General features: G+C 69.5%; 15 protein-coding genes. 8 read left to right on the top strand and 7 right to left on the bottom strand.

Translation table 11 applies throughout. The annotated features are described in order from the left end of the window. Window positions 1–80 precede the first annotated feature (80 nt). The 4 genes from secD (at window position 81) to EDF33_RS14225 (ending at window position 5,592) form a co-directional block, all read left to right on the top strand. A complete protein-coding gene (gene secD / locus EDF33_RS14240; RefSeq protein ID WP_123292812.1) occupies window positions 81–1,832 on the top strand; it encodes a protein translocase subunit SecD in 1,752 nt (583 codons plus the stop codon). Continuing rightward, window positions 1,832–2,851 carry a protein translocase subunit SecF gene (gene secF / locus EDF33_RS14235; RefSeq protein WP_132100360.1) on the top strand — a complete coding sequence of 340 codons (1,020 nt, stop codon included), beginning with the start codon at window positions 1,832–1,834 and terminating at the stop codon, window positions 2,849–2,851. The genes secD and secF overlap by 1 nt, the downstream gene beginning before the upstream one ends. Next, on the top strand, window positions 2,851–3,198 hold the full coding sequence (locus EDF33_RS14230) for a rhodanese-like domain-containing protein (RefSeq protein WP_131920181.1): 348 nt from the start codon (window positions 2,851–2,853) through the stop codon (window positions 3,196–3,198). Before secF ends, EDF33_RS14230 begins: the two co-directional genes overlap by 1 nt. A 69-nt stretch (window positions 3,199–3,267) precedes the next feature. Further along, window positions 3,268–5,592: a bifunctional (p)ppGpp synthetase/guanosine-3',5'-bis(diphosphate) 3'-pyrophosphohydrolase gene (locus EDF33_RS14225; protein WP_228505676.1), complete on the top strand. Its 2,325-nt coding sequence runs from the start codon at window positions 3,268–3,270 to the stop codon at window positions 5,590–5,592. Between the two features lie 175 nt (window positions 5,593–5,767). Here the strand turns inward: EDF33_RS14225 and EDF33_RS14220 are convergent, their stop codons facing one another. The 3 genes from EDF33_RS14220 to deoC form a co-directional block, all read right to left on the bottom strand. Next, on the bottom strand, window positions 5,768–6,349 hold the full coding sequence (locus EDF33_RS14220) for a type IV toxin-antitoxin system AbiEi family antitoxin (RefSeq protein ID WP_165918823.1): 582 nt from the start codon (window positions 6,347–6,349) through the stop codon (window positions 5,768–5,770). A gap of 132 nt (window positions 6,350–6,481) precedes the next feature. Beyond that, window positions 6,482–7,435: an ROK family protein gene (locus EDF33_RS14215; protein WP_132100358.1), complete on the bottom strand. Its 954-nt coding sequence runs from the start codon at window positions 7,433–7,435 to the stop codon at window positions 6,482–6,484. Between the two features lie 137 nt (window positions 7,436–7,572). Continuing rightward, complete coding sequence (deoC, locus tag EDF33_RS14210) at window positions 7,573–8,304, bottom strand: deoxyribose-phosphate aldolase (protein ID WP_123938023.1); 732 nt, start codon at window positions 8,302–8,304, stop codon at window positions 7,573–7,575. Between the two features lie 43 nt (window positions 8,305–8,347). Here deoC and EDF33_RS14205 point away from each other — a divergent pair, with 43 nt between their 5' ends. The 4 genes from EDF33_RS14205 (at window position 8,348) to EDF33_RS14190 (ending at window position 12,546) form a co-directional block, all read left to right on the top strand. After that, window positions 8,348–9,880, top strand: a complete 1,533-nt coding sequence (locus EDF33_RS14205) for an SDR family oxidoreductase (protein WP_132100357.1) — start codon at window positions 8,348–8,350, stop codon at window positions 9,878–9,880. Beyond that, on the top strand, window positions 9,877–10,461 hold the full coding sequence (locus EDF33_RS14200; protein ID WP_132100356.1) for a GDSL-type esterase/lipase family protein: 585 nt from the start codon (window positions 9,877–9,879) through the stop codon (window positions 10,459–10,461). The genes EDF33_RS14205 and EDF33_RS14200 overlap by 4 nt, the downstream gene beginning before the upstream one ends. Then, on the top strand, window positions 10,461–10,895 hold the full coding sequence (locus EDF33_RS14195) for a DUF6804 family protein (protein WP_200849147.1): 435 nt from the start codon (window positions 10,461–10,463) through the stop codon (window positions 10,893–10,895). Before EDF33_RS14200 ends, EDF33_RS14195 begins: the two co-directional genes overlap by 1 nt. 97 nt (window positions 10,896–10,992) lie before the next feature. Then, a complete protein-coding gene (locus EDF33_RS14190; protein ID WP_123294423.1) occupies window positions 10,993–12,546 on the top strand; it encodes a stealth conserved region 3 domain-containing protein in 1,554 nt (517 codons plus the stop codon). Between the two features lie 525 nt (window positions 12,547–13,071). Here the strand turns inward: EDF33_RS14190 and EDF33_RS14185 are convergent. The 4 genes from EDF33_RS14185 to EDF33_RS14170 all read right to left on the bottom strand — a co-directional run bounded on the left by EDF33_RS14185 (window position 13,072) and on the right by EDF33_RS14170 (window position 17,790). Continuing rightward, window positions 13,072–14,031, bottom strand: a complete 960-nt coding sequence (locus EDF33_RS14185) for a phosphodiesterase (protein ID WP_123938020.1) — start codon at window positions 14,029–14,031, stop codon at window positions 13,072–13,074. 163 nt (window positions 14,032–14,194) lie between these two features. Further along, the gene (locus tag EDF33_RS14180) at window positions 14,195–15,883 is read right to left on the bottom strand and encodes a ubiquinol-cytochrome c reductase cytochrome b subunit (protein WP_132100355.1); all 1,689 of its coding nucleotides are present in this window, start codon (window positions 15,881–15,883) and stop codon (window positions 14,195–14,197) included. Continuing rightward, window positions 15,883–16,947: a Rieske 2Fe-2S domain-containing protein gene (locus EDF33_RS14175; protein WP_111084029.1), complete on the bottom strand. Its 1,065-nt coding sequence runs from the start codon at window positions 16,945–16,947 to the stop codon at window positions 15,883–15,885. The genes EDF33_RS14180 and EDF33_RS14175 overlap by 1 nt, the downstream gene beginning before the upstream one ends. A gap of 33 nt (window positions 16,948–16,980) precedes the next feature. Next, window positions 16,981–17,790 carry a cytochrome c gene (locus EDF33_RS14170; RefSeq protein ID WP_123294420.1) on the bottom strand — a complete coding sequence of 270 codons (810 nt, stop codon included), beginning with the start codon at window positions 17,788–17,790 and terminating at the stop codon, window positions 16,981–16,983. Window positions 17,791–17,802: the final 12 nt, after the last annotated feature.

The raw sequence follows: 17,802 nt of genomic DNA, 5'->3' as shown, positions 1-17,802 counted from the left end.
CCGGGTCGTCTGACCCGGCGGCTTCCCTCTGCCGTCGTGCCTGAGCGCCGACGGTCCTGAACAGAAAGACGAGACGACCGGTGGCACGATCGACACCCGTCAAGAAGGCGCTGCGCTCGCTCACCTGGTTGGTGATCCTGATGGCGATCCTCGCCGGCCTGAACACCGCCGCGACGATCCTCGCCGGCAGCTCGAAGGACGACACGGACAAGTGGTACCAGGGCGCGAGCTGGGTACCGGAGCTCGCACTCGACCTGCAGGGCGGCACGCAGCTGACCCTCGCGGCGCAGAACACCGAGGGCGACTCGGTCACCTCGCAGCAGCTGCAGCAGGCGGTGGAGATCATCCGCCAGCGCATCAACGCCACCGGCGTCTCCGAGACCGAGATCAACACGCAGGGTGCGAACAACATCGTCGTGTCGATCCCCGGTCGGCCCGACAAGGCCACGATCGACCGCATCGAGGCAGCGGCGAAGCTGACGTTCCGCCCCGTGCTCTTCACCGAGGCCGCGACGAACTCCGCCGTCGGTGACGACGGGAAGTCCACCGCCTCGCCGACGCCGTACTCGCCGCCCGCATCGCTCGCAGCGACGCCGAGCGCGAAGCCGACGAACGCCAGCGACGTCAACTGGATCACCCCGGCGCTGCAGGACCTGTACACCAACTACAACTGCGCGGCTCCGGACGACGTCACCTCGGCGCCGGACGACGAGCCCCTCGTCACGTGTGACGCCGACGGTGCGTCGAAGTACATCCTCGGCCCGGTCGAGGTCTCCGGTGCGAACATCAGCAACGCCACCTCGGGTCTGGCCACCGACTCGCAGGGCACGTCGACGGGCCAGTGGGCCGTCAACCTGACCTTCGACGGCCAGGGCACGAAGGACTTCCGCACCGTCACGAACCGCCTCGTCTCGCTGCAGGCACCGCAGAACCAGTTCGCGATCGTGCTGGACGGCTCGGTCATCACGGCCCCGTCCACGAACTCCGCCATCACCAACGGCAAGGCACAGATCACCGGGTCGTTCACGGCCGAGTCGTCGAAGACGCTCGCCGACCAGCTCAAGTACGGTGCGCTGCCGATCAACTTCCAGGTGCAGTCGAACGAGAACATCTCGGCGACGCTCGGAACGGCGCAGCTCATCGGTGGTCTCGTCGCGGGCCTGATCGGCCTCGGCCTGGTGATCATCTACTCCGTCATCCAGTACCGGGCGCTCGCGTTCGTCACGGTGCTCTCGCTCGGGGTGGCAGCCGTCCTGACCTACCTGGTCATCGCGATCATGTCGTGGCGCGTCGACTACCGCCTGTCCTTGGCGGGTGTGGCGGGTCTGATCGTCGCGATCGGCATCACGGCGGACTCGTTCATCGTCTACTTCGAACGCATCCGTGACGAACTCCGCGACGGTCGTGCGCTCGAGAGTGCGGTCGAGTCCGGCTGGAAGCGCGCACTCCGCACGATCCTGGCGTCCGACGCGGTGAACTTCCTCGCTGCCGTCACCCTGTACGTGCTCGCGGTCGCCGATGTGAAGGGCTTCGCGTTCACGCTGCTCCTCACGACGCTGATCGACATCGTGGTGGTCGCGCTCTTCACCCACCCGATGATGCAGCTCATCTCCCGCACCCGGTTCTTCGGCGAGGGGCACAAGTTCAGCGGGCTCGACCCAGCGGCGCTCGGTGCGGTCTACAAGGGGCGTGCGCAGTTCCGCGCCCCCGTGGTGGACGGCAAGCGCCAGCGCAGTGCCGGTGAGGCGCAGCGCCGACAGACGATCGCGGAGCGGAAGGCCCAGCAGGCCTCCGGCGACAACGGCTCGACGCCGGACGGGAAGGACGACTGATGGCCAGCTTCAGCCAGTTCGGTAGCGACCTCTACACGGGGAAGCGGTCGTACGACATCATCGGACGACGCAAGACCTGGTACCTCATCGCGCTCATCATGATCGTGATCTCGCTCGCCACCCCGTGGCTGCGCGGCGGGTACCAGCTCGGCATCGAGTTCACCGGTGGTTCCGAGTTCACCCTGTCGGACGTCAAGAACACCGACCAGAGCATCGCGACGGACACCGTCGAGCGGGTCGTCTCGGACGAGATCCCGCGCGTCTCCCAGCTCGGGACACACGGCATCCGCGTGCAGACCGGCCAGCTCACCGACCGTCAGACGACCGAGGTGCAGGACGCCCTGGCCGAGGCGTACGACGTGCCGGAGAGCCAGGTCGCGGCGACGTTCATCGGTGCCACCTGGGGCGCCGACGTGCTCGCCCAGGCGATCCGCGGTCTGGTGATCTTCCTCGCCCTGGCCGCCGTGTTCATGACGCTGTACTTCCGCACCTGGAAGATGTCGCTCTCCGCGATGGCCGCGCTGGTCCACGACCTGTTGATCACGGCCGGTGTCTACGGCATCGTCGGGCTCGAGGTCACGCCCGCGGCGGTGATCGGCTTCCTGACGATCCTCGGGTACTCGCTCTACGACACCGTGGTGGTCTTCGACAAGGTGCGCGAGAACACCGCGCAGGAGTCGATCCGCACGTTCAAGCAGTCGGTGAACCTCGCGGTGAACCAGACGCTCGTCCGCTCGATCAACACCTCGGTCGTGGCGCTGCTACCGGTCGCGGCGATCCTGTTCATCGGGTCGTACGTGCTCGGTGCGGGCACGCTCCGCGACATCTCGCTCGCACTGTTCATCGGCATCATCGTCGGTACCTACTCGACGATCTTCATCGCGTCGCCGATGTACGCCCAGCTGCGCGAGAACGAGCCGAAGATCAAGCAGGCCGACGCCAAGAAGATCCAGGCGGCCGAGAAGCGCCAGCGCGAGGTCGACGCCGACGCCGACGCCGACGCGAAGGCGACCGCCTGATGCCGATCGAGATCACCGAGGTCGACGTCGCCGAGGCGCGTCGTCGGCTCGAGTCGGGGTCGCGGCTGTTCGACGTCCGTGAGCAGGGGGAGTGGGACGAGGTCCACGCTCCCGAGGCCACGCTCGTCCCGATGTCCGAGCTGGTGAACCGCTGGCAGGAGATCGACGGCGGCGACGAACCGGCGATCATCGTCTGCCACTCGGGTGCTCGTTCGGCCCGGGTGGTCGCGGCACTCGAACAGTCCGGTGTCTCCGCGGTCAACCTGACCGGCGGCATGGTCGCCTGGGAGCAGTCCGGCGCACCGGTGGTCCGCGACGCCCAGGGCGAACCGGTTCACGAGCACTGACCGGACACGCGTAGTGTTGGCGGATCGAGCTCGGATCGAGCTCTCGGACCGAGTCCTGGGAGGCGCATCATGACGGACACCCGCGAAGAGCCGTCCGCGCCGAGCCGCCCCGGCTCCGCCCAGCGGCCGACCAGCCCCCTCGGACCGAACACGACGGGCAACCTCGGTTCCCTCCGGTCGCTGCTGCCGCGCCTGTTCTCCCGCGCCCAGCCGGCCGGCGCCGTGGACACCCTGATCCGCACGGTGCGCTCCCACCACCCGAAGGCCGACGTCACGCTCATCGAGCGCGCGTACTCGGTCGCCGAGCGCGCGCACGACGGTCAGAAGCGCAAGTCCGGCGAGCCGTACATCACACACCCCGTCGCGGTCGCCCAGATCCTGGCCGACCTGGGCATCGGGCCGATCACGATCGCCGCCGCGCTGCTCCACGACACGGTCGAGGACACCGACTACCAGCTCGACCAGCTGCAGGTCGACTTCGGCGACGAGATCGCCATGCTCGTCGACGGCGTCACGAAGCTCGACAAGGTCAAGTACGGCGACAGCGCGCAGGCCGAGACGGTCCGCAAGATGGTCATCGCGATGTCGAAGGACATCCGTGTGCTGGTCATCAAGCTCGCCGACCGGCTGCACAACGCCCGCACCTGGGGCTTCGTCGAGTCCACCTCCGCCACCCGCAAGGCGAAGGAGACGCTCGAGATCTACGCGCCCCTCGCGCACCGGCTCGGCATCCAGATGATCAAGCTCGAGCTCGAGGACCTGTCCTTCGCGGTCCTGCACCCGAAGCTCTACGTCGAGATCGACAGCCTGGTCAAGGAACGCCAGCCGAAGCGCGAGCAGTTCGTCCAGAACGTCATCGGCACGCTCAAGAAGGACCTGAAGGCCGCGAAGGTCCGCGGCGAGGTCATGGGGCGGCCGAAGCAGTACTACTCGATCTACCAGAAGATGATCGTGCGGGGTCGCGAGTTCGACGAGATCTACGACCTCGTCGGCATCCGGGTGCTCGTGCCGACGGTGCGCGACTGCTACGCCATGCTCGGTTCGGTGCACGCGCGGTGGACGCCGCTGCCCGGCCGGTTCAAGGACTACATCGCGACGCCGAAGTTCAACCTGTACCAGTCGCTGCACACCAGCGTGCTCGGGCCGCAGGGGCGCCCGGTCGAGATCCAGATCCGCACGCACGAGATGCACCAGCGCGCCGAGTTCGGTGTCGCCGCGCACTGGAAGTACAAGCAGCGCGCTGCCGGCCGCGACGTCGGGACCTCGTCGACCACCGACGACCAGGACATGGCATGGCTCGCGCACATCACCGACTGGCAGGCCGAGACGAGCGACCCGGGGGAGTTCCTCGACTCGCTCCGCTACGAGATCGGCGCGAAGGAGACCTACGTCTTCACGCCGCAGGGCAAGGTCATCGGCCTGCCCGCCGGCGCCACCCCGGTGGACTTCGCGTACGCCGTGCACACCGAGGTCGGGCACCGCACCATGGGCGCCAAGGTCAACGGTCGCCTCGTCCCGCTCGAGAGCTCGCTGTCGAGTGGCGACGTCGTCGAGATCTTCACGTCGAAGAACCCCGACTCCGGTCCGTCGCAGGACTGGCTGAAGTTCGTCAAGAGCCCGCGGGCGCGGAACAAGATCAAGCAGTGGTTCACCAAGGAGCGCCGCGAAGAGGCGATCGAGCAGGGCCGCGACGCCATCGCCCGCGCCGTGCGCAAGCAGAACCTGCCGCTCCAGCGGATCATGAGCCAGGACACCATCGCCGAGGTCGCTTCGTCGATGCGGTACGACGACGTCTCGGCCCTGTACGCCGCGGTCGGCGAGGGGCACGTCTCGACGCAGTCCGTCATCGAGAAGGTCCTGGGCAGCGTCCAGAGCGACACCGAGACCGACGAACCAGAGCTCACGTTCCCGCGCCAGGTCACGAGCCGTCAGCTGCGCACGAGCGACAGTGGCGTGTTGGTGCGCGGTGCGCCGGACATCCTGGTGAAGCTCGCGAAGTGCTGCACCCCGGTGCCGGGCGACCAGATCGTCGGGTTCATCACCCGCGGGCAGGGCGTCTCGGTGCACCAGTCGTCGTGCACGAACGTCAAGTCCCTGATGAACGAGCCCGACCGGATGATCGAGGTCGAGTGGGCCCCGTCGTCGAAGTCGGTGTTCCTCGTGCAGATCCAGATCGAGGCGCTCGATCGGTCGGGGCTGCTCAGCGACGTCACCCGGGTGCTCACCGACCACCACGTCAACATCCTGTCGGCGACGGTCTCGACCTCGTCCGACCGGTTGGCGCTCAGTCGGTTCGTGTTCGAGATGGGTGACACCATCCACCTCGACCGGGTGCTGAACGCGGTCCGACGCATCGACGCCGTCTACGACGTCTACCGCGTCAGCGCGGGCTGAGCACGGCCACCGCCGCGGCAGTGCCCCGCGCGGCACGACCATCCGTCGGTCGCGACACGTCGCGCGGGCCCCGTCGACCGGTCACAAACCGTCGGCTGCGGCCCCGCCGACCGACAGTTCGCGACCACTCGGCGGACGCGAGCGGGGTGTTGTGACCGCTCGCACCCGCGACGCACTACCGGACAGCGCCCCCAGCGCCCCCAGCGGCGTCCTGCAGCCCCCGCAACCGCCGCTCGGCCTGCCGCACCATCGGGATCGTCCCGAGGGCGGTCAGCCGCTCCTGCAGTTCGGCCGCGGTGACCGCCCCGATCGCCAGCAGCCCGTGCACGGCCGTCGCCTCGGCCTCCCCGAACGCGCCGGCCGAGAGGCCCGGCATCCGGAGCAGGTCGACCGCGGTCCGCGCCGGCATCGTGACCCGCAGCCCTCCGAGGACGGCGCTGTCGTCAGCCTGGATCCGGACCTCCCGCAGGCGCACGTCCGGCCCGACGTGCACGCGGACCTGCGGCGGGATGCAGGCCTCGAACGGTGCCGGCAGTCTGGACGCCGCACCCCAGATCCACGCGGCAGTCAGGGTGCAGGCGATCAGCCGCCCATCCCGCAGGACCCAGGCGGCAGCGGCGGCACGCAACGACGGCGTCTGCGGCTCGGCAGGGGAGGCCCAGCACGGTCCGACTGGGACGAGTTCGCCGGCGAGGACCGCCGCACGCAGCTCGGGCTCCGGCCAGTCGTCACTGGTCAGCAGTCGCGGGCGGGGCACCCGCACATCCTGCCCGACCTGCGCACGCGACCGACATGCCTGTGGACAAGCCGCGGACCGGCCTGGAGGCCCGTGGCGGGCCCGCACCGCGCCTCCAGGTCGGCGTCGGCGCGGTCCGCTCAGCGCAGGACGTCAGCGCAGGACGTCGGCGCGGTGCACGAGTGCCGCGGCGCCGATGAGCGGGCCGTCCTGCGACAGCGCCGTCGGCACGATGCGCACCTTCGTCACGAACCCGAACTCGACGCGCTCCGCCACCGCTTCGCGTGCGTACTCGAACAGGTCCGGCGTGACGTGGGAGAACCCGCCGCCGACCGCCACGACCTCGAGGTCGACGAGGCTCGTCGCCGCCGCGATCGCCTGCCCGAGCGCCCGGCCGCTGCGCTTGACCGCGGCGACCGCGATCTCGTCGCCGGCCGCGTACGCCGCCGACAGTTCTTCGCCGGTGGACCCGTCGAACCCCTGGCGCTGCGCCCAGGCAACGGTCTTCGGGCCGCTGGCGATCGCCTCGAGGCAGCCGGTGCCGCCGCACGCACACGGGTCGTCGTAGCCGCCGCACTCCACGTGCCCGATGTGCCCCGCGTTGCCCGTCGGGCCGCTGACGGTGCGGCCGTGCAGGATGAGGCCACCGCCGACGCCCGTCGAGACGATCATGCCCATGACGTGGTCGTACCCCTGGGCCGCACCGACCCAGTGCTCGGCCAGCGTGATCGCCAGGCCGTCCATGCGCAACGTGACCGGCACGCCCTCGGGCACGAGCGCGGCGATGCGGTCGCGCAGCGGGTGGCCGCGCCACACCGGCATGTTGAGCGGGGAGACCAGGCCGTGCTCCTCGTCGACGGGGCCGGCCGAGCCGACCCCGACGCCGACCAGGGTCGCGTCGGTCGGGACCGTGGCGAGCGCCCTCGTCACGACCTCGTCGACGGCGGCCTGCAGCTCGTCGGACGTGCGCTGCGGCCCGGTGGGGCTGCGGAAGCGCGTGCCCGGCAGGACGACGCCCTGGTCGGTGACGAGCGCGGCCTCGACCTTGGTGCCGCCGAGGTCGACGGCGAGTGCGAGGGCGGGGGGCTGGGGTGCGGTGCTGGACATGCGCGCTCCGATGCGGCGGTCTGGAGGCCCGGGGCGGCTCCCGGACGCGGCGTCGCGTCCGGTGGGCCCCGGCCTGGCAGGTGGTGGGTCGGTCGGGTCAGGTCGTCGTGCGGTGGATCAGGTTGTGTCGCGGTGGGTCAGTAGGAGCTGGTGTCGTCGCCCTGCGACGACGCAGCCCCGGTCTCGACGCGGTGCGCGACCTCGTCGAGGATGCGCGCGGACGCACTCGTGCCGATGCGGTTCGCCCCGGCGTCCACCATCTCGAGCAGGGTGTCGAGCCCGCGGACACCGCCCGAGGCCTTCACGCCCGTGTCGGCACCGACCGTGCGGCGCATCAGCGCGATGTGCTCGGTCGTCGCCCCGCCGCCGGCGAACCCGGTGGAGGTCTTCACGAACGCGGCACCGGCGGACTGCGCGGCACGCGAGGCTGCGACGATCTCGTCGTCGGTCAGGAACGCGGTCTCGAGGATCACCTTGACGACGGTGGACCCGGCGGCGTCGACGACGGCGCGGATGTCCTGCTCGACGCGCTCCCAGTCGCCGGACTTCGCGGCGCCGATGTTCTGCACCATGTCGAGCTCGAAGGCGCCGTCGGCGAGGGCCTGCAGCGACTCGGCGACCTTGGCCGCGGTGGACGTGGTGCCGTGCGGGAAGCCGATGACCGTCCCGACGCCGACGCCGGTGCCCCGGAGACGCTCGACGGCGTAGGCGACGTCGCTGGGCCGGACGCACACGCTGAAGACCCGGTACGCGGCGGCTTCGTCGAGCTGGGCGTCGACGTCCGAGCGGGTGAGCTCGGGCTTCAGGATCGCGTGGTCGATGAGGCCGCGGACGGCATCGGCGGTGACGGGGAAGGCTGCGTTGTCCACCCGGCAAGCCTACCCGTCAGGCGTGCCGCGTAGCGTTCCGGGCATGCAGGTCCTCGTCACCGGCGCCACCGGGTACATCGGCGGTCGTCTCGTCCCCCGTCTCCTCGAAGCCGGACACTCCGTGCGCGTGTTCGTGCGCAACCCCCGGAAGCTCCAGGACGTCCCGTGGAGCAGCGACGTCGACGTGGCCGAAGGAGACCTGCAGGACGCCGACGCGGTCCGCGCCGCGGTCGACGGCGTCGAGGCCGTGTACTACCTCGCCCACGCGATGGGTGCCGACGGCGACTTCGAGTCCGCGGAACGGCAGGCGGCCGAGACGATGGCGCACGAGGCGAAGCGTGCCGGTGTCAGCCGGTTCGTCTACCTGGGCGGCCTGCACCCCGACGGCGACCTGTCGAAGCACCTGCGCAGCCGGAAGGAGGTCGGGGAGATCCTGCTCCACTCCGGCGTGCCGACGATCGCCTACCAGGCCGGCGTCGTCATCGGTTCCGGCAGCACCTCGTTCGAGATGATCCGGCACGTGACCGACGTCCTGCCGTGGATGCCGGCACCGCGCTGGGTGCGCAACCGCATCCAGCCGATCGCCGTGCGCGACGTCCTGTACTACCTGGTCGCGGCGCTCGACGTCCCCGCCGACGTCAACCGCACCTTCGACATCGGCGGGCCGGACGTCCTGCGCTACGGGCAGATGCTCAACGGCTACGCGGTCGAGGCGAAGCTGCGGCAGCGCCCGATCACGGTCCTGCCGGTGCTCACCCCGCGCCTCGCCGCACACTGGTTCAACGCCGTCACCCCGATCCCGCGCAAGCTCGCGACGCCGATCATCGAGTCGCTGCAGTTCGAGTGCGTCCAGCGCGAGCACGACATCGACGACGTCGTCCCGCAGCCCGAGGGCGGGCTCACCTCGTACCGCCGCGCGGTCCGACTCGCACTGAACAAGATGCGGTCCGGCGAAGTGCAGACGAGCTGGCGGAGCGCCACCCTGTCGAGCGCCTCGGCCGACCCGATGCCGACCGACCCGGACTGGGCCGGCCACACCGTCTACGTCGACGACCGGAAACGTCACTCGACCGCCTCGGCAGCGGACGTCTGGCGCGTCGTGGAGTCGATCGGCGGCGAGAACGGGTGGTACTCGTTCCCGCTGGCCTGGGTCGCGCGCGGCTGGATGGACAAGGTCGCCGGCGGCGTCGGGCTCAGTCGTGGTCGTCGTGACCAGGACCGACTCGAGCAGGGCGACGCCCTCGACTGGTGGCGCGTCGAACGCCTCGAGCGCGGTCACTACCTGCGGCTCCGCGCCGAGTTCAAGTCACCCGGGCGCGCCTGGCTCGAGATGACCGTGACCCCGAACCCCGAGGGCGGCAGCGACTACCACCAGCGGGCGATCTACTTCCCGCAGGGTCTGCCCGGCCGGCTGTACTGGTACGGGATCCTGCCCTTCCACGGGATCATCTTCCCCGGCATGGTCGAGCGCATCACCGCGGCCGCCGAGCGCGAGTCGGACAACACCGAGTCGACGCAGCGCAACCGGACCCAGCACAATGGGAGTCCGGAACCGGCGAACGAGGAGGCAGCATGACCGAGGAACGCAGTCCCGTCCTGTTCCTGGGGGACAGCATCACGGCCCAGGGGTCGTGGGACAGCTGGCTCCCCGACGAGCAGACCCTGAACCAGGGCATCAGCGGTGACACGACGGACGGCGTGCTCGCTCGGCTCGACGCGGTCGTCGCCGAACAGCCCGAGGTGATCGTGCTGCTGATCGGCACGAACGACTTCGGCAACCACCGGGCGAGCGCGGAACACGTCGTCCGCAACGTCGAGACGATCCTCGTCACCCTGCGGCGCGAGCTGCCCGGTGTCCGGCTGCTGCTCGTCTCCGTCCTGCCCCGTCAGGCCGAGTACACGGCGAAGATCGAGGAGGCGAACCGGCACCTGCGGCAGTTCGTCGCGACCTGCCACGCGCAGTACCTCGACGCCTGGCCCGCGCTGGCGGACGGCGAACACCTCGACGACCGCTTCACCGACGACGGCCTGCACCTCACCGACGAGGGCTACCGGGCCTACCTCGGCGAGCTGGTACCCGCGCTCGAGCGTGTGCGGGGTCTCCCGCCGATGTCCCGGTCCTTCACGGCCATCGACCTCGACGAGGCCCCCGCCTGATGGCTACCCGCAAGGGACGACCCCCGGTGGGGTCGTCGCAGAACGGCGTGCCCGCTACACCGGTCCGACCGACTGCGGGGACGACGAACACCCGTGCCACCCCGGGGTTCACCCGGCCGGCACTCGCGCCGTCGCTCATCGCCGCAATCGTCCTGCTCGCCTGCGTGGCGATCATCGACTCGTCCGGCTTCGTCTTCGCCCGCTGGGGCATCACGGTGCTGTCCCTCATCGTGCTCGTCTTCGCGGTGCGCGGGAAGACGTGGTGGGCCGCCGTGCTGATGGCCGCCGTCGCCGTCTGCTGGAACCCCCTGGTCACGGTGCCGATCCCCGGCCAGGTGTGGGCCGCGTTGCAGATCCTGGCTGCCGCCCTGTTCATCGTGGTGGGCATCGCCGTCAAGGTGCCGCGCGAGGCGGACGCACCCCGGGCCTCCTGACCGGCTCCGCTGACCGCCTGCGGAACCGACCGGGCGGGCGGACGGTAGGATCGCAGGGTCGGGTACAGGACCCGGCAGCACGACCCGAAGGGCATGGATGAACGACGAGACCGAGCCGGTGACCGAGAGTCCTCTGCTGACCCCTCGACCGTCCTCCGGCGGTCTCGACCGGCCCGACGTCGTCGTCCGCAAGGGGCGCCTGACGCTGCTCAACGGCCACCTGACGCCGCAGCAGTCGATGATCGAGGACCTGTTGTTCCTGGACGACGCGCTGACCGAGGCCGACGTCGACCACCTGCTCATCCGCGGCAACGACGAGCGTCCGGTCATCGCGATCGACGAGCGCGACCGGCAGCGTGCGGAGAGCGCCGTCATGGCCGCCGCCGTCAACGAGCCGTTCTACGCGAAGCCCCCCGGGGAACCGGCCGTGCTCGTGCAGGACGACGGTCTCGGGCCCGTCGACGAGCCGGTGCTGCGCGTCTTCCGCCCGCGTCTCGAGCCCCTCGGTCGCCTGCGCTACGGCGCCGAGACGAGCGTGCAGCTCGAGTTCTGGCGACTCACCGACACCGAGGTGCTCGCGCCCGTCGAGAACGCCCTGATGCGCCGCAGCCTGCCGGTCGACGAGTTCGTGCTCGTCGACATCGAGCGCTACGGCCGCACCTGGCGCACCGTCGAGCACATGTTCGACGACCACGTCTCCGACATCCGGTTCCCGATCGACATCGTCTTCTCGTGGGTCGACGGCAACGCCATCGAGTACCAGCGCGCTCGCCAGGCTGCGCAGGCGACGGCCGTCCTGGGCGAGGGCGACGACGCCCCCGCACGGTTCCGCCAGATCGACGAGCTCAAGTACGCACTCCGCTCGGTGCACACGTTCGCACCGTGGATCCGTCAGATCTACATCGCCACGGACTCACCCGCGCCGCACTGGCTCGCCGACCACCCCAAGGTCCGCATCGTGCGCAGCGAGGAGTTCTTCGCCGACCCGTCCGTGCTGCCGACGCACAACTCACAGGCCGTCGAGTCGCAGCTGCACCACATCCCGGGCATCAGCGAGCACTTCATCTACTCGAACGACGACATGTTCTTCGGCCGCACCGTCGACCCCTCGGTGTTCTTCAGCCCGGGGTCGGTGTCGAAGTTCATCCTCGCCACCACCCGCATCGGCCTCGGCGTGAACAACGCCGCGCGCAGCGGGTTCGAGAACTCCGCGCGGGTCAACCGTCGCCTGTTGCAGCAGCGGTTCGGTGCGGTCACCACCAGGCACCTCGAGCACGCGCCCACCCCGCTCCGGTCGTCCATCATGACGGAGATGGAGCACGAGTTCGCCGACGAGTTCCGTGCCACGGCGGCGTCGCGCTTCCGTGCAGCCGAGAACATCTCGGTGACCAACTCGCTCTACCACTACTACTCGTTGCTCACGGGTCGGGCGATCACGCAGGAGAACGCCGACGTCCGCTACATCGACACCACGATGCAGTCCGGGCTGCGGTCGCTCGACGAGTTGCTCAAGAAGCGGAACGCGGACTTCTTCTGCCTGAACGACGGCAGTTTCCCGGAGGTCAGCGACGAGGAGCGGACGCAGCGCGTGACCGACTTCCTCGAGCGCTACTTCCCCTTCCCTGCGCCGTGGGAGCGCCCCGGCGCTTAGGACGCGAAGCGTCCTGCCGGGGCGCTCCGGGCGAGCCTGCGAGCCCGGCGCCGAAACCCAGCCACGGCTCCGGGCGAGCCTGCGAGCCCGGCGCCGAAGCCCAGCCACGCGCTCCGGGCTCGGCGCCGACCGCCGTCCGCCGACCGGTCACGGCCTGTCGGCGCCCGCCCCGTCAGACGACGCAAGCTGACCACTCGACACACGTCTCGCGGTGGGTCATGACCACCGGCCGGACGGGAGGCCCGTGGCGGCCCCGCCACGCGCCTCCCGACCGCCCCGCCCCGTCGCCGACCGCCGACCGCCGACCGGTCACGGCCTGTCGGCACGCGCGCCGTCAGACGACGCAAGCTGACCGCTTGACACACGTCTCGCGGTGGGTCGCGACCACCGGCCGGACGGGAGGCCCGTGGCGGCCCCCCACGCGCCTCCCGTCCGCCCCGCGCGCACGCCCACCGCACATGGTGAGCACAAATGGTCGGGTCCGCACTGCGGACCCGACCATTGCTGCTCACGAAGTGCGGCGACCTACCGGTGGACGGGGGAGACCGGCACCGAGTCGAGCGTGAAGACCGGGATGCTCGAGGTCACCGGAGCCGGTTCGACCGCGGGCGGGATCGTGACCCCGTGCGCTGCGAGTCGGGCCTCGGTCTCGACGGCCGACACGGGTTCGCCGACCGTGGAGTAGTGCCCGATCGGGACGACCGAGTGCACGACGTTGTGGCCGTAGACGTGCACCAGGTTGAACGACTGCGCGCCGTCCCGCCCACGCGTGCCGCCCTGGAACTCGGTGAGGTCCTGCGTGTAGCAGGTGGCACTGGCGACCGACACGGGGATACCCGCGAAGACCGCGCTGGTCGAGTAGTGCAGGTGGCCGGCGATGATGGACAGGACGTCACTGCCCTCCAGCACCTCGGCCAGGGCCTGCTGGTCGCGGAGCTCGACGAGGACGGTCAGGTCCTGCACGCTCGGCACGGGCGGGTGGTGCATCGCCAGGATGGTGCCGTGCGGCGCAGCCTCGGACAGGACCTCGGCCAGCCAGTCGAGCTGCTCGGGGGAGACCTCGCCGTGGTGGTGGCCCGGGACGCTTGTGTCGAGGGTGATCACCCGGAGACCGTTCACGTCGTAGACGAAGTCGACCGGACGGTCGGTGGGGTGCAACCCGAAGAGCTCCTGACGGAACGCGCCGCGCTCGTCGTGGTTGCCCATCGCCCAGATGACCTGGGCACCGATCCGGCGGGCAGCCGGCTCGACGATCTCGCGGACACGGGCGTAGGCACCCGGTTCGCCCTTGTCGGCCACGTCGCCGGTGACGACGATCGCCTCGGGCCGGGTCCCTGATGCTTCGATGTCCGCGACGATCTCGGTGAGCCGTGCGGCGGAGTCGACCCCGCCGTACAGATCGCCGTCGCCGGAGACGAGGTGGGTGTCGCTGAGGTGGAGGAGGAAGTGGTTCGGCCTGGGGTGTTCGGCCGTCCGGCTGTCCATCGGGGTCTCATTCCGTTGGCGGATGCGTGGTGCAACACGTTGCCACACCGTCCTGGATGAGTCCAGCACGTGTCGGTGAACCAGCCGTGAACTGGGGGCGGCGTTTCGCCCATCGCACGAAGAAACCCCCGCCACGTGGTGGCGGGGGTTCCTGTCGTCGTGCTTAGTGCTTTTCCTCGACCTGCGGGGGCTGGTGGCTGCCCTCGAGGTCCGGGCCGTGGTGGGCGGCGTGCGCTGCCTCGAGCTCGGCCTTCGAGACCGGCTCGATGCGGTCTTCGAAGAAGAAGCGGGAGACGCTCGCACGGGCCTTCTGGACCACGGTGATCTGCCCCTTGGCGTTCGGGCGGATCATGAGCGGCTTGTACTCGTTGAACTGCAGCAGCTTCCAGCGCTCGTATTCGTCGAGCTGCTCGTGCACCTCGATGTACTCACCGTGGGGGAGTCGGACGATGCGACCGGACTCGTAGCCGTGCAGGACGATCTCGCGGTCCTTCTTCTGGAGTGCGAGGCACACGCGCTTCGTGATCCAGAAGGCGACGAACGGGCCGAGGACCGTCGTTGCCTGGATCACGTGGATCACGTGTTCGATCGACACCAGGAAGTGGGTCGCGATGATGTCCGACGACGCCGCAGCCCAGAGGCTGGCGTAGAGCGTGATGCCGGCGGCACCGATCGCCGTGCGGGTCGGGGCGTTGCGCGGACGGTCCAGGATGTGGTGCTCGCGCTTGTCGCCGGTGATCCACGACTCGAGGAACGGGTACAGCAGGATCGCGAGGATGAGCAGCACCAGGACCGCGATGGGCGCCAGGATGTTGAACGACACCGTGTAGCCGAACCACACGACCTCCCAGTGCGGCGGCACCAGGCGCAGTGCGCCGTCGGCGAAGCCGATGTACCAGTCGGGCTGGGTACCGGCGGAGACCGGCGAGGGGTCGTACGGGCCGTAGTTCCAGATCGGGTTGATCGTGAACATCGACGCGATGAGGGCGATGATGCCCGCGACGATGAAGAAGAACCCACCGGCCTTGGCGGCGAACGCCGGGAGGATCGGGACACCGACGACGTTGTCGTTGGTCTTGCCCGGGCCGGCGAACTGGGTGTGCTTGTTGATCACGACGAGCACGAGGTGGACACCGAGCACCGCGACGAGGATCGCCGGCAGCAGCAGGATGTGCAGCGTGTACAGGCGGCCGACGATGTCGGTGCCCGGGAACTCGCCACCGAAGAGCAGGTAGGCGATCCAGACGCCGATCACCGGGACACCCTCGATCATGCCGACGATGATCCGCAGACCGTTTCCGGAGAGCAGGTCGTCGGGGAGCGAGTAGCCGGTGAAGCCCTCACCCATGGCGAGGACCCAGAGCAGGAAGCCGAAGACCCAGTTGAGCTCACGCGGCTTGCGGAAGGCACCGGTGAAGAACACGCGGGCCATGTGCAGCATGATCGACGCCACGAACAGCAGGGCCGCCCAGTGGTGGACCTGGCGGACGAAGAGCCCACCGCGGATGTCGAACGAGATGTCCAGCGTGGACTGGAGCGCCGTCGACATCTCGACGCCCTTGAGCGGGACGTACGTGCCGTTGTAGACGACCTCGGCCATGGAGGCCTGGAAGAAGAACGTCAGGAACGTACCGGAGAGCAGGACGACGACGAAGCTGTACAGCGCCACCTCGCCGAGCATGAAGCTCCAGTGGTCCGGGAAGATCTTCCGGCCGACTTCCTTGACGAGCCCTGAGATGCTGGTGCGCTCGTCGATGTAGTTCGAGACCCCGCCGATGATGCGGGATCCGCGCTCCGGAGCCGGCTTGTTGGCCGTGCTGCTCGGTGCCGTGGTGGTGGGGGTGCTGGTCATCAGCGTTCACGCTCCCAGAAGGACGGTCCGACCGGCTCGTGGAAGTCGCTCTGGGCAACCAGGTAGCCGTCGTCGTCGATCGCGATCGGAAGTTGGGGGAGGGGGCGTGCGGCCGGACCGAAGATGACCTCGCAGTTGTTCGAGACATCGAAGGTGGACTGGTGGCACGGGCACAGCAGGTGGTGCGTCTGCTGCTCGTAGAGCGCGACCGGGCATCCGACGTGGGTGCAGATCTTGGAGTACGCGACGATGCCGTCGTAGCCCCAGTTCTCGTGGCCCTTGGACGGGTTGAGGTCCTTCGGGTCGAGACGCATGAGGAGGACGGAGGCCTTGGCCTTCTCCTCGAGCATGTGCTCGGAGTCGAGCATGCCGTCCGGGATGACGTGGAACACCGAACCGATGGTCACGTCCGAGGCCTTGATCGGCAGACCCGTCGGGTCCTTCGTCAGGCGCAGGCCCTGCTTCCAGAAGGTGTGGCGCAGGAGCTCGTTCGGGTCCTCGGCCGGAGCGAGGTCGCGGACCAGGACGATGCCCGGCAGCGGGAACGCGGCCAGCGCACCGATCATCGAGTTGCGGATCAGCTTGCGACGGCTGAAGCCGGACTCCTTGTCGGCCAGCTGGAAGGCCTCGACGGCCTTGGCGCGCGTCGCGTCCGTGCCGCGGGTGCCGTGGCGGAGCTCGGTGATCTCGCGGTCGACGACGAGCGACTTCGACCAGTAGACCGCGCCGAGGCCCAGCGCGATGAGCGCGAGGGCGATCGAGAGGCCGAGGAAGAGGTTCGCGGTGCGGACCGTCCCGAAGTCGTTCGAGTCGATCGGGAACGCGACGTAGGCCGCGATCGAGAGGACGCTGCCGACGATCGAGAGGTAGAAGAAGGTCGCGACCTGACGCTCGGCCAGGCGCTGCTTCTTCGGGTCGACGTCGGTGCGGCGCGCGCGGTGCGGCGGCTCACCCGGGTTCTCGAACGGGTCGGTGGGCAGCACCGCGATCCCGGGGGAGGTGGTCGTGCCGTGCTTCTCGACAGCCGAGGACGAGTTCAGCGTCTCGTCGTCGTGCTCTGCCATGGTGTTCCCTTCAGTGTCGTTCGACACGGACGATCAGTTGGACTTCGCGGTCAGCCAGACGGTCATCGCGACGACCGCGCCGAGTCCGAAGATCCAGATGAACAGGCCCTCGGCCACCGGGCCCAGGGAGCCGAGTGCGAACCCGCCGGGCGACTTGTTGTCCTGCACGTACTTGAGGTACGTGATGATGTCGGCCTTCTGCTCCGGCGTGAGGTTCAGGTCGTTGAAGACCGGCATGTTCTGCGGGCCGGTCTGCATCGCCTCGTAGATGTGCTTGCCGGAGACCGTCGACAGGTTCGGGGCGTACTTGCCCTCGGTCAGGGCACCGCCGGCGCCGGCCACGTTGTGGCACATGGCGCAGTTGATGCGGAAGAGCTCGGCACCCTCGGCCGCGTCGCCGTCCTCACCGTTGGTGAGTTCGGTGGACGGGACGGCCGGGCCGGGGCCCAGCGAGGCGACGTACTCGGCGAGGGCGTCGACCTGCTCGTCGGTGAACTGCGCGGGCTTCTCTTCGGCCTGCGGACCCTGGGCGGCCATCGGCATGCGGCCGGTGCCGACCTGGAAGTCGACCGAGGCGGCGCCGACACCGATGAGGGACGGACCCTCGCTCGTGCCCTGGGCGGAGAGGCCGTGGCAGGTCGCGCAGTTCGAGGCGAAGAGCTTCTGGCCCTCGTTCACCTTCGACTGGCTGGTCGCCGCGACGGTGCTCGTGCTGTCGTCGGCGTTGGCCGTGGAGCTGAAGAGCGCGTACGCACCGCCGGTGGTCATGAGGCCGACGACGATGAGCGAGACGGTCGCCATCGGTGAACGGCGGCCCTTCTTGGTCTTGGTTCTGTTGAACATGTGCTCGGGGGT

This window comes from Curtobacterium sp. PhB146, from assembly GCF_004342995.1.
GTDB lineage: Bacteria > Actinomycetota > Actinomycetes > Actinomycetales > Microbacteriaceae > Curtobacterium.
The sequence above is the reverse complement of the archived record's forward strand: the minus strand, read 5'-3'. Positions and strand labels throughout refer to the sequence as shown.

What these genes read in the sequence shown, in the direction of transcription:
- secF (WP_132100360.1), top strand. Translation starts at nt 1,832, where the DNA reads ATGGCCAGCTTCAGCCAGTTCGGTAGCGACCTCTACACGGGGAAGCGG.
- EDF33_RS14230 (WP_131920181.1), top strand. Translation starts at nt 2,851, where the DNA reads ATGCCGATCGAGATCACCGAGGTCGACGTCGCCGAGGCGCGTCGTCGG.
- EDF33_RS14225 (WP_228505676.1), top strand. Translation starts at nt 3,268, where the DNA reads ATGACGGACACCCGCGAAGAGCCGTCCGCGCCGAGCCGCCCCGGCTCC.
- EDF33_RS14215 (WP_132100358.1), bottom strand. Translation starts at nt 7,435, where the DNA reads ATGTCCAGCACCGCACCCCAGCCCCCCGCCCTCGCACTCGCCGTCGAC.
- EDF33_RS14205 (WP_132100357.1), top strand. Translation starts at nt 8,348, where the DNA reads ATGCAGGTCCTCGTCACCGGCGCCACCGGGTACATCGGCGGTCGTCTC.
- EDF33_RS14200 (WP_132100356.1), top strand. Translation starts at nt 9,877, where the DNA reads ATGACCGAGGAACGCAGTCCCGTCCTGTTCCTGGGGGACAGCATCACG.
- EDF33_RS14195 (WP_200849147.1), top strand. Translation starts at nt 10,461, where the DNA reads ATGGCTACCCGCAAGGGACGACCCCCGGTGGGGTCGTCGCAGAACGGC.
- EDF33_RS14190 (WP_123294423.1), top strand. Translation starts at nt 10,993, where the DNA reads ATGAACGACGAGACCGAGCCGGTGACCGAGAGTCCTCTGCTGACCCCT.
- EDF33_RS14185 (WP_123938020.1), bottom strand. Translation starts at nt 14,031, where the DNA reads ATGGACAGCCGGACGGCCGAACACCCCAGGCCGAACCACTTCCTCCTC.
- EDF33_RS14180 (WP_132100355.1), bottom strand. Translation starts at nt 15,883, where the DNA reads ATGACCAGCACCCCCACCACCACGGCACCGAGCAGCACGGCCAACAAG.
- EDF33_RS14175 (WP_111084029.1), bottom strand. Translation starts at nt 16,947, where the DNA reads ATGGCAGAGCACGACGACGAGACGCTGAACTCGTCCTCGGCTGTCGAG.
- EDF33_RS14170 (WP_123294420.1), bottom strand. Translation starts at nt 17,790, where the DNA reads ATGTTCAACAGAACCAAGACCAAGAAGGGCCGCCGTTCACCGATGGCG.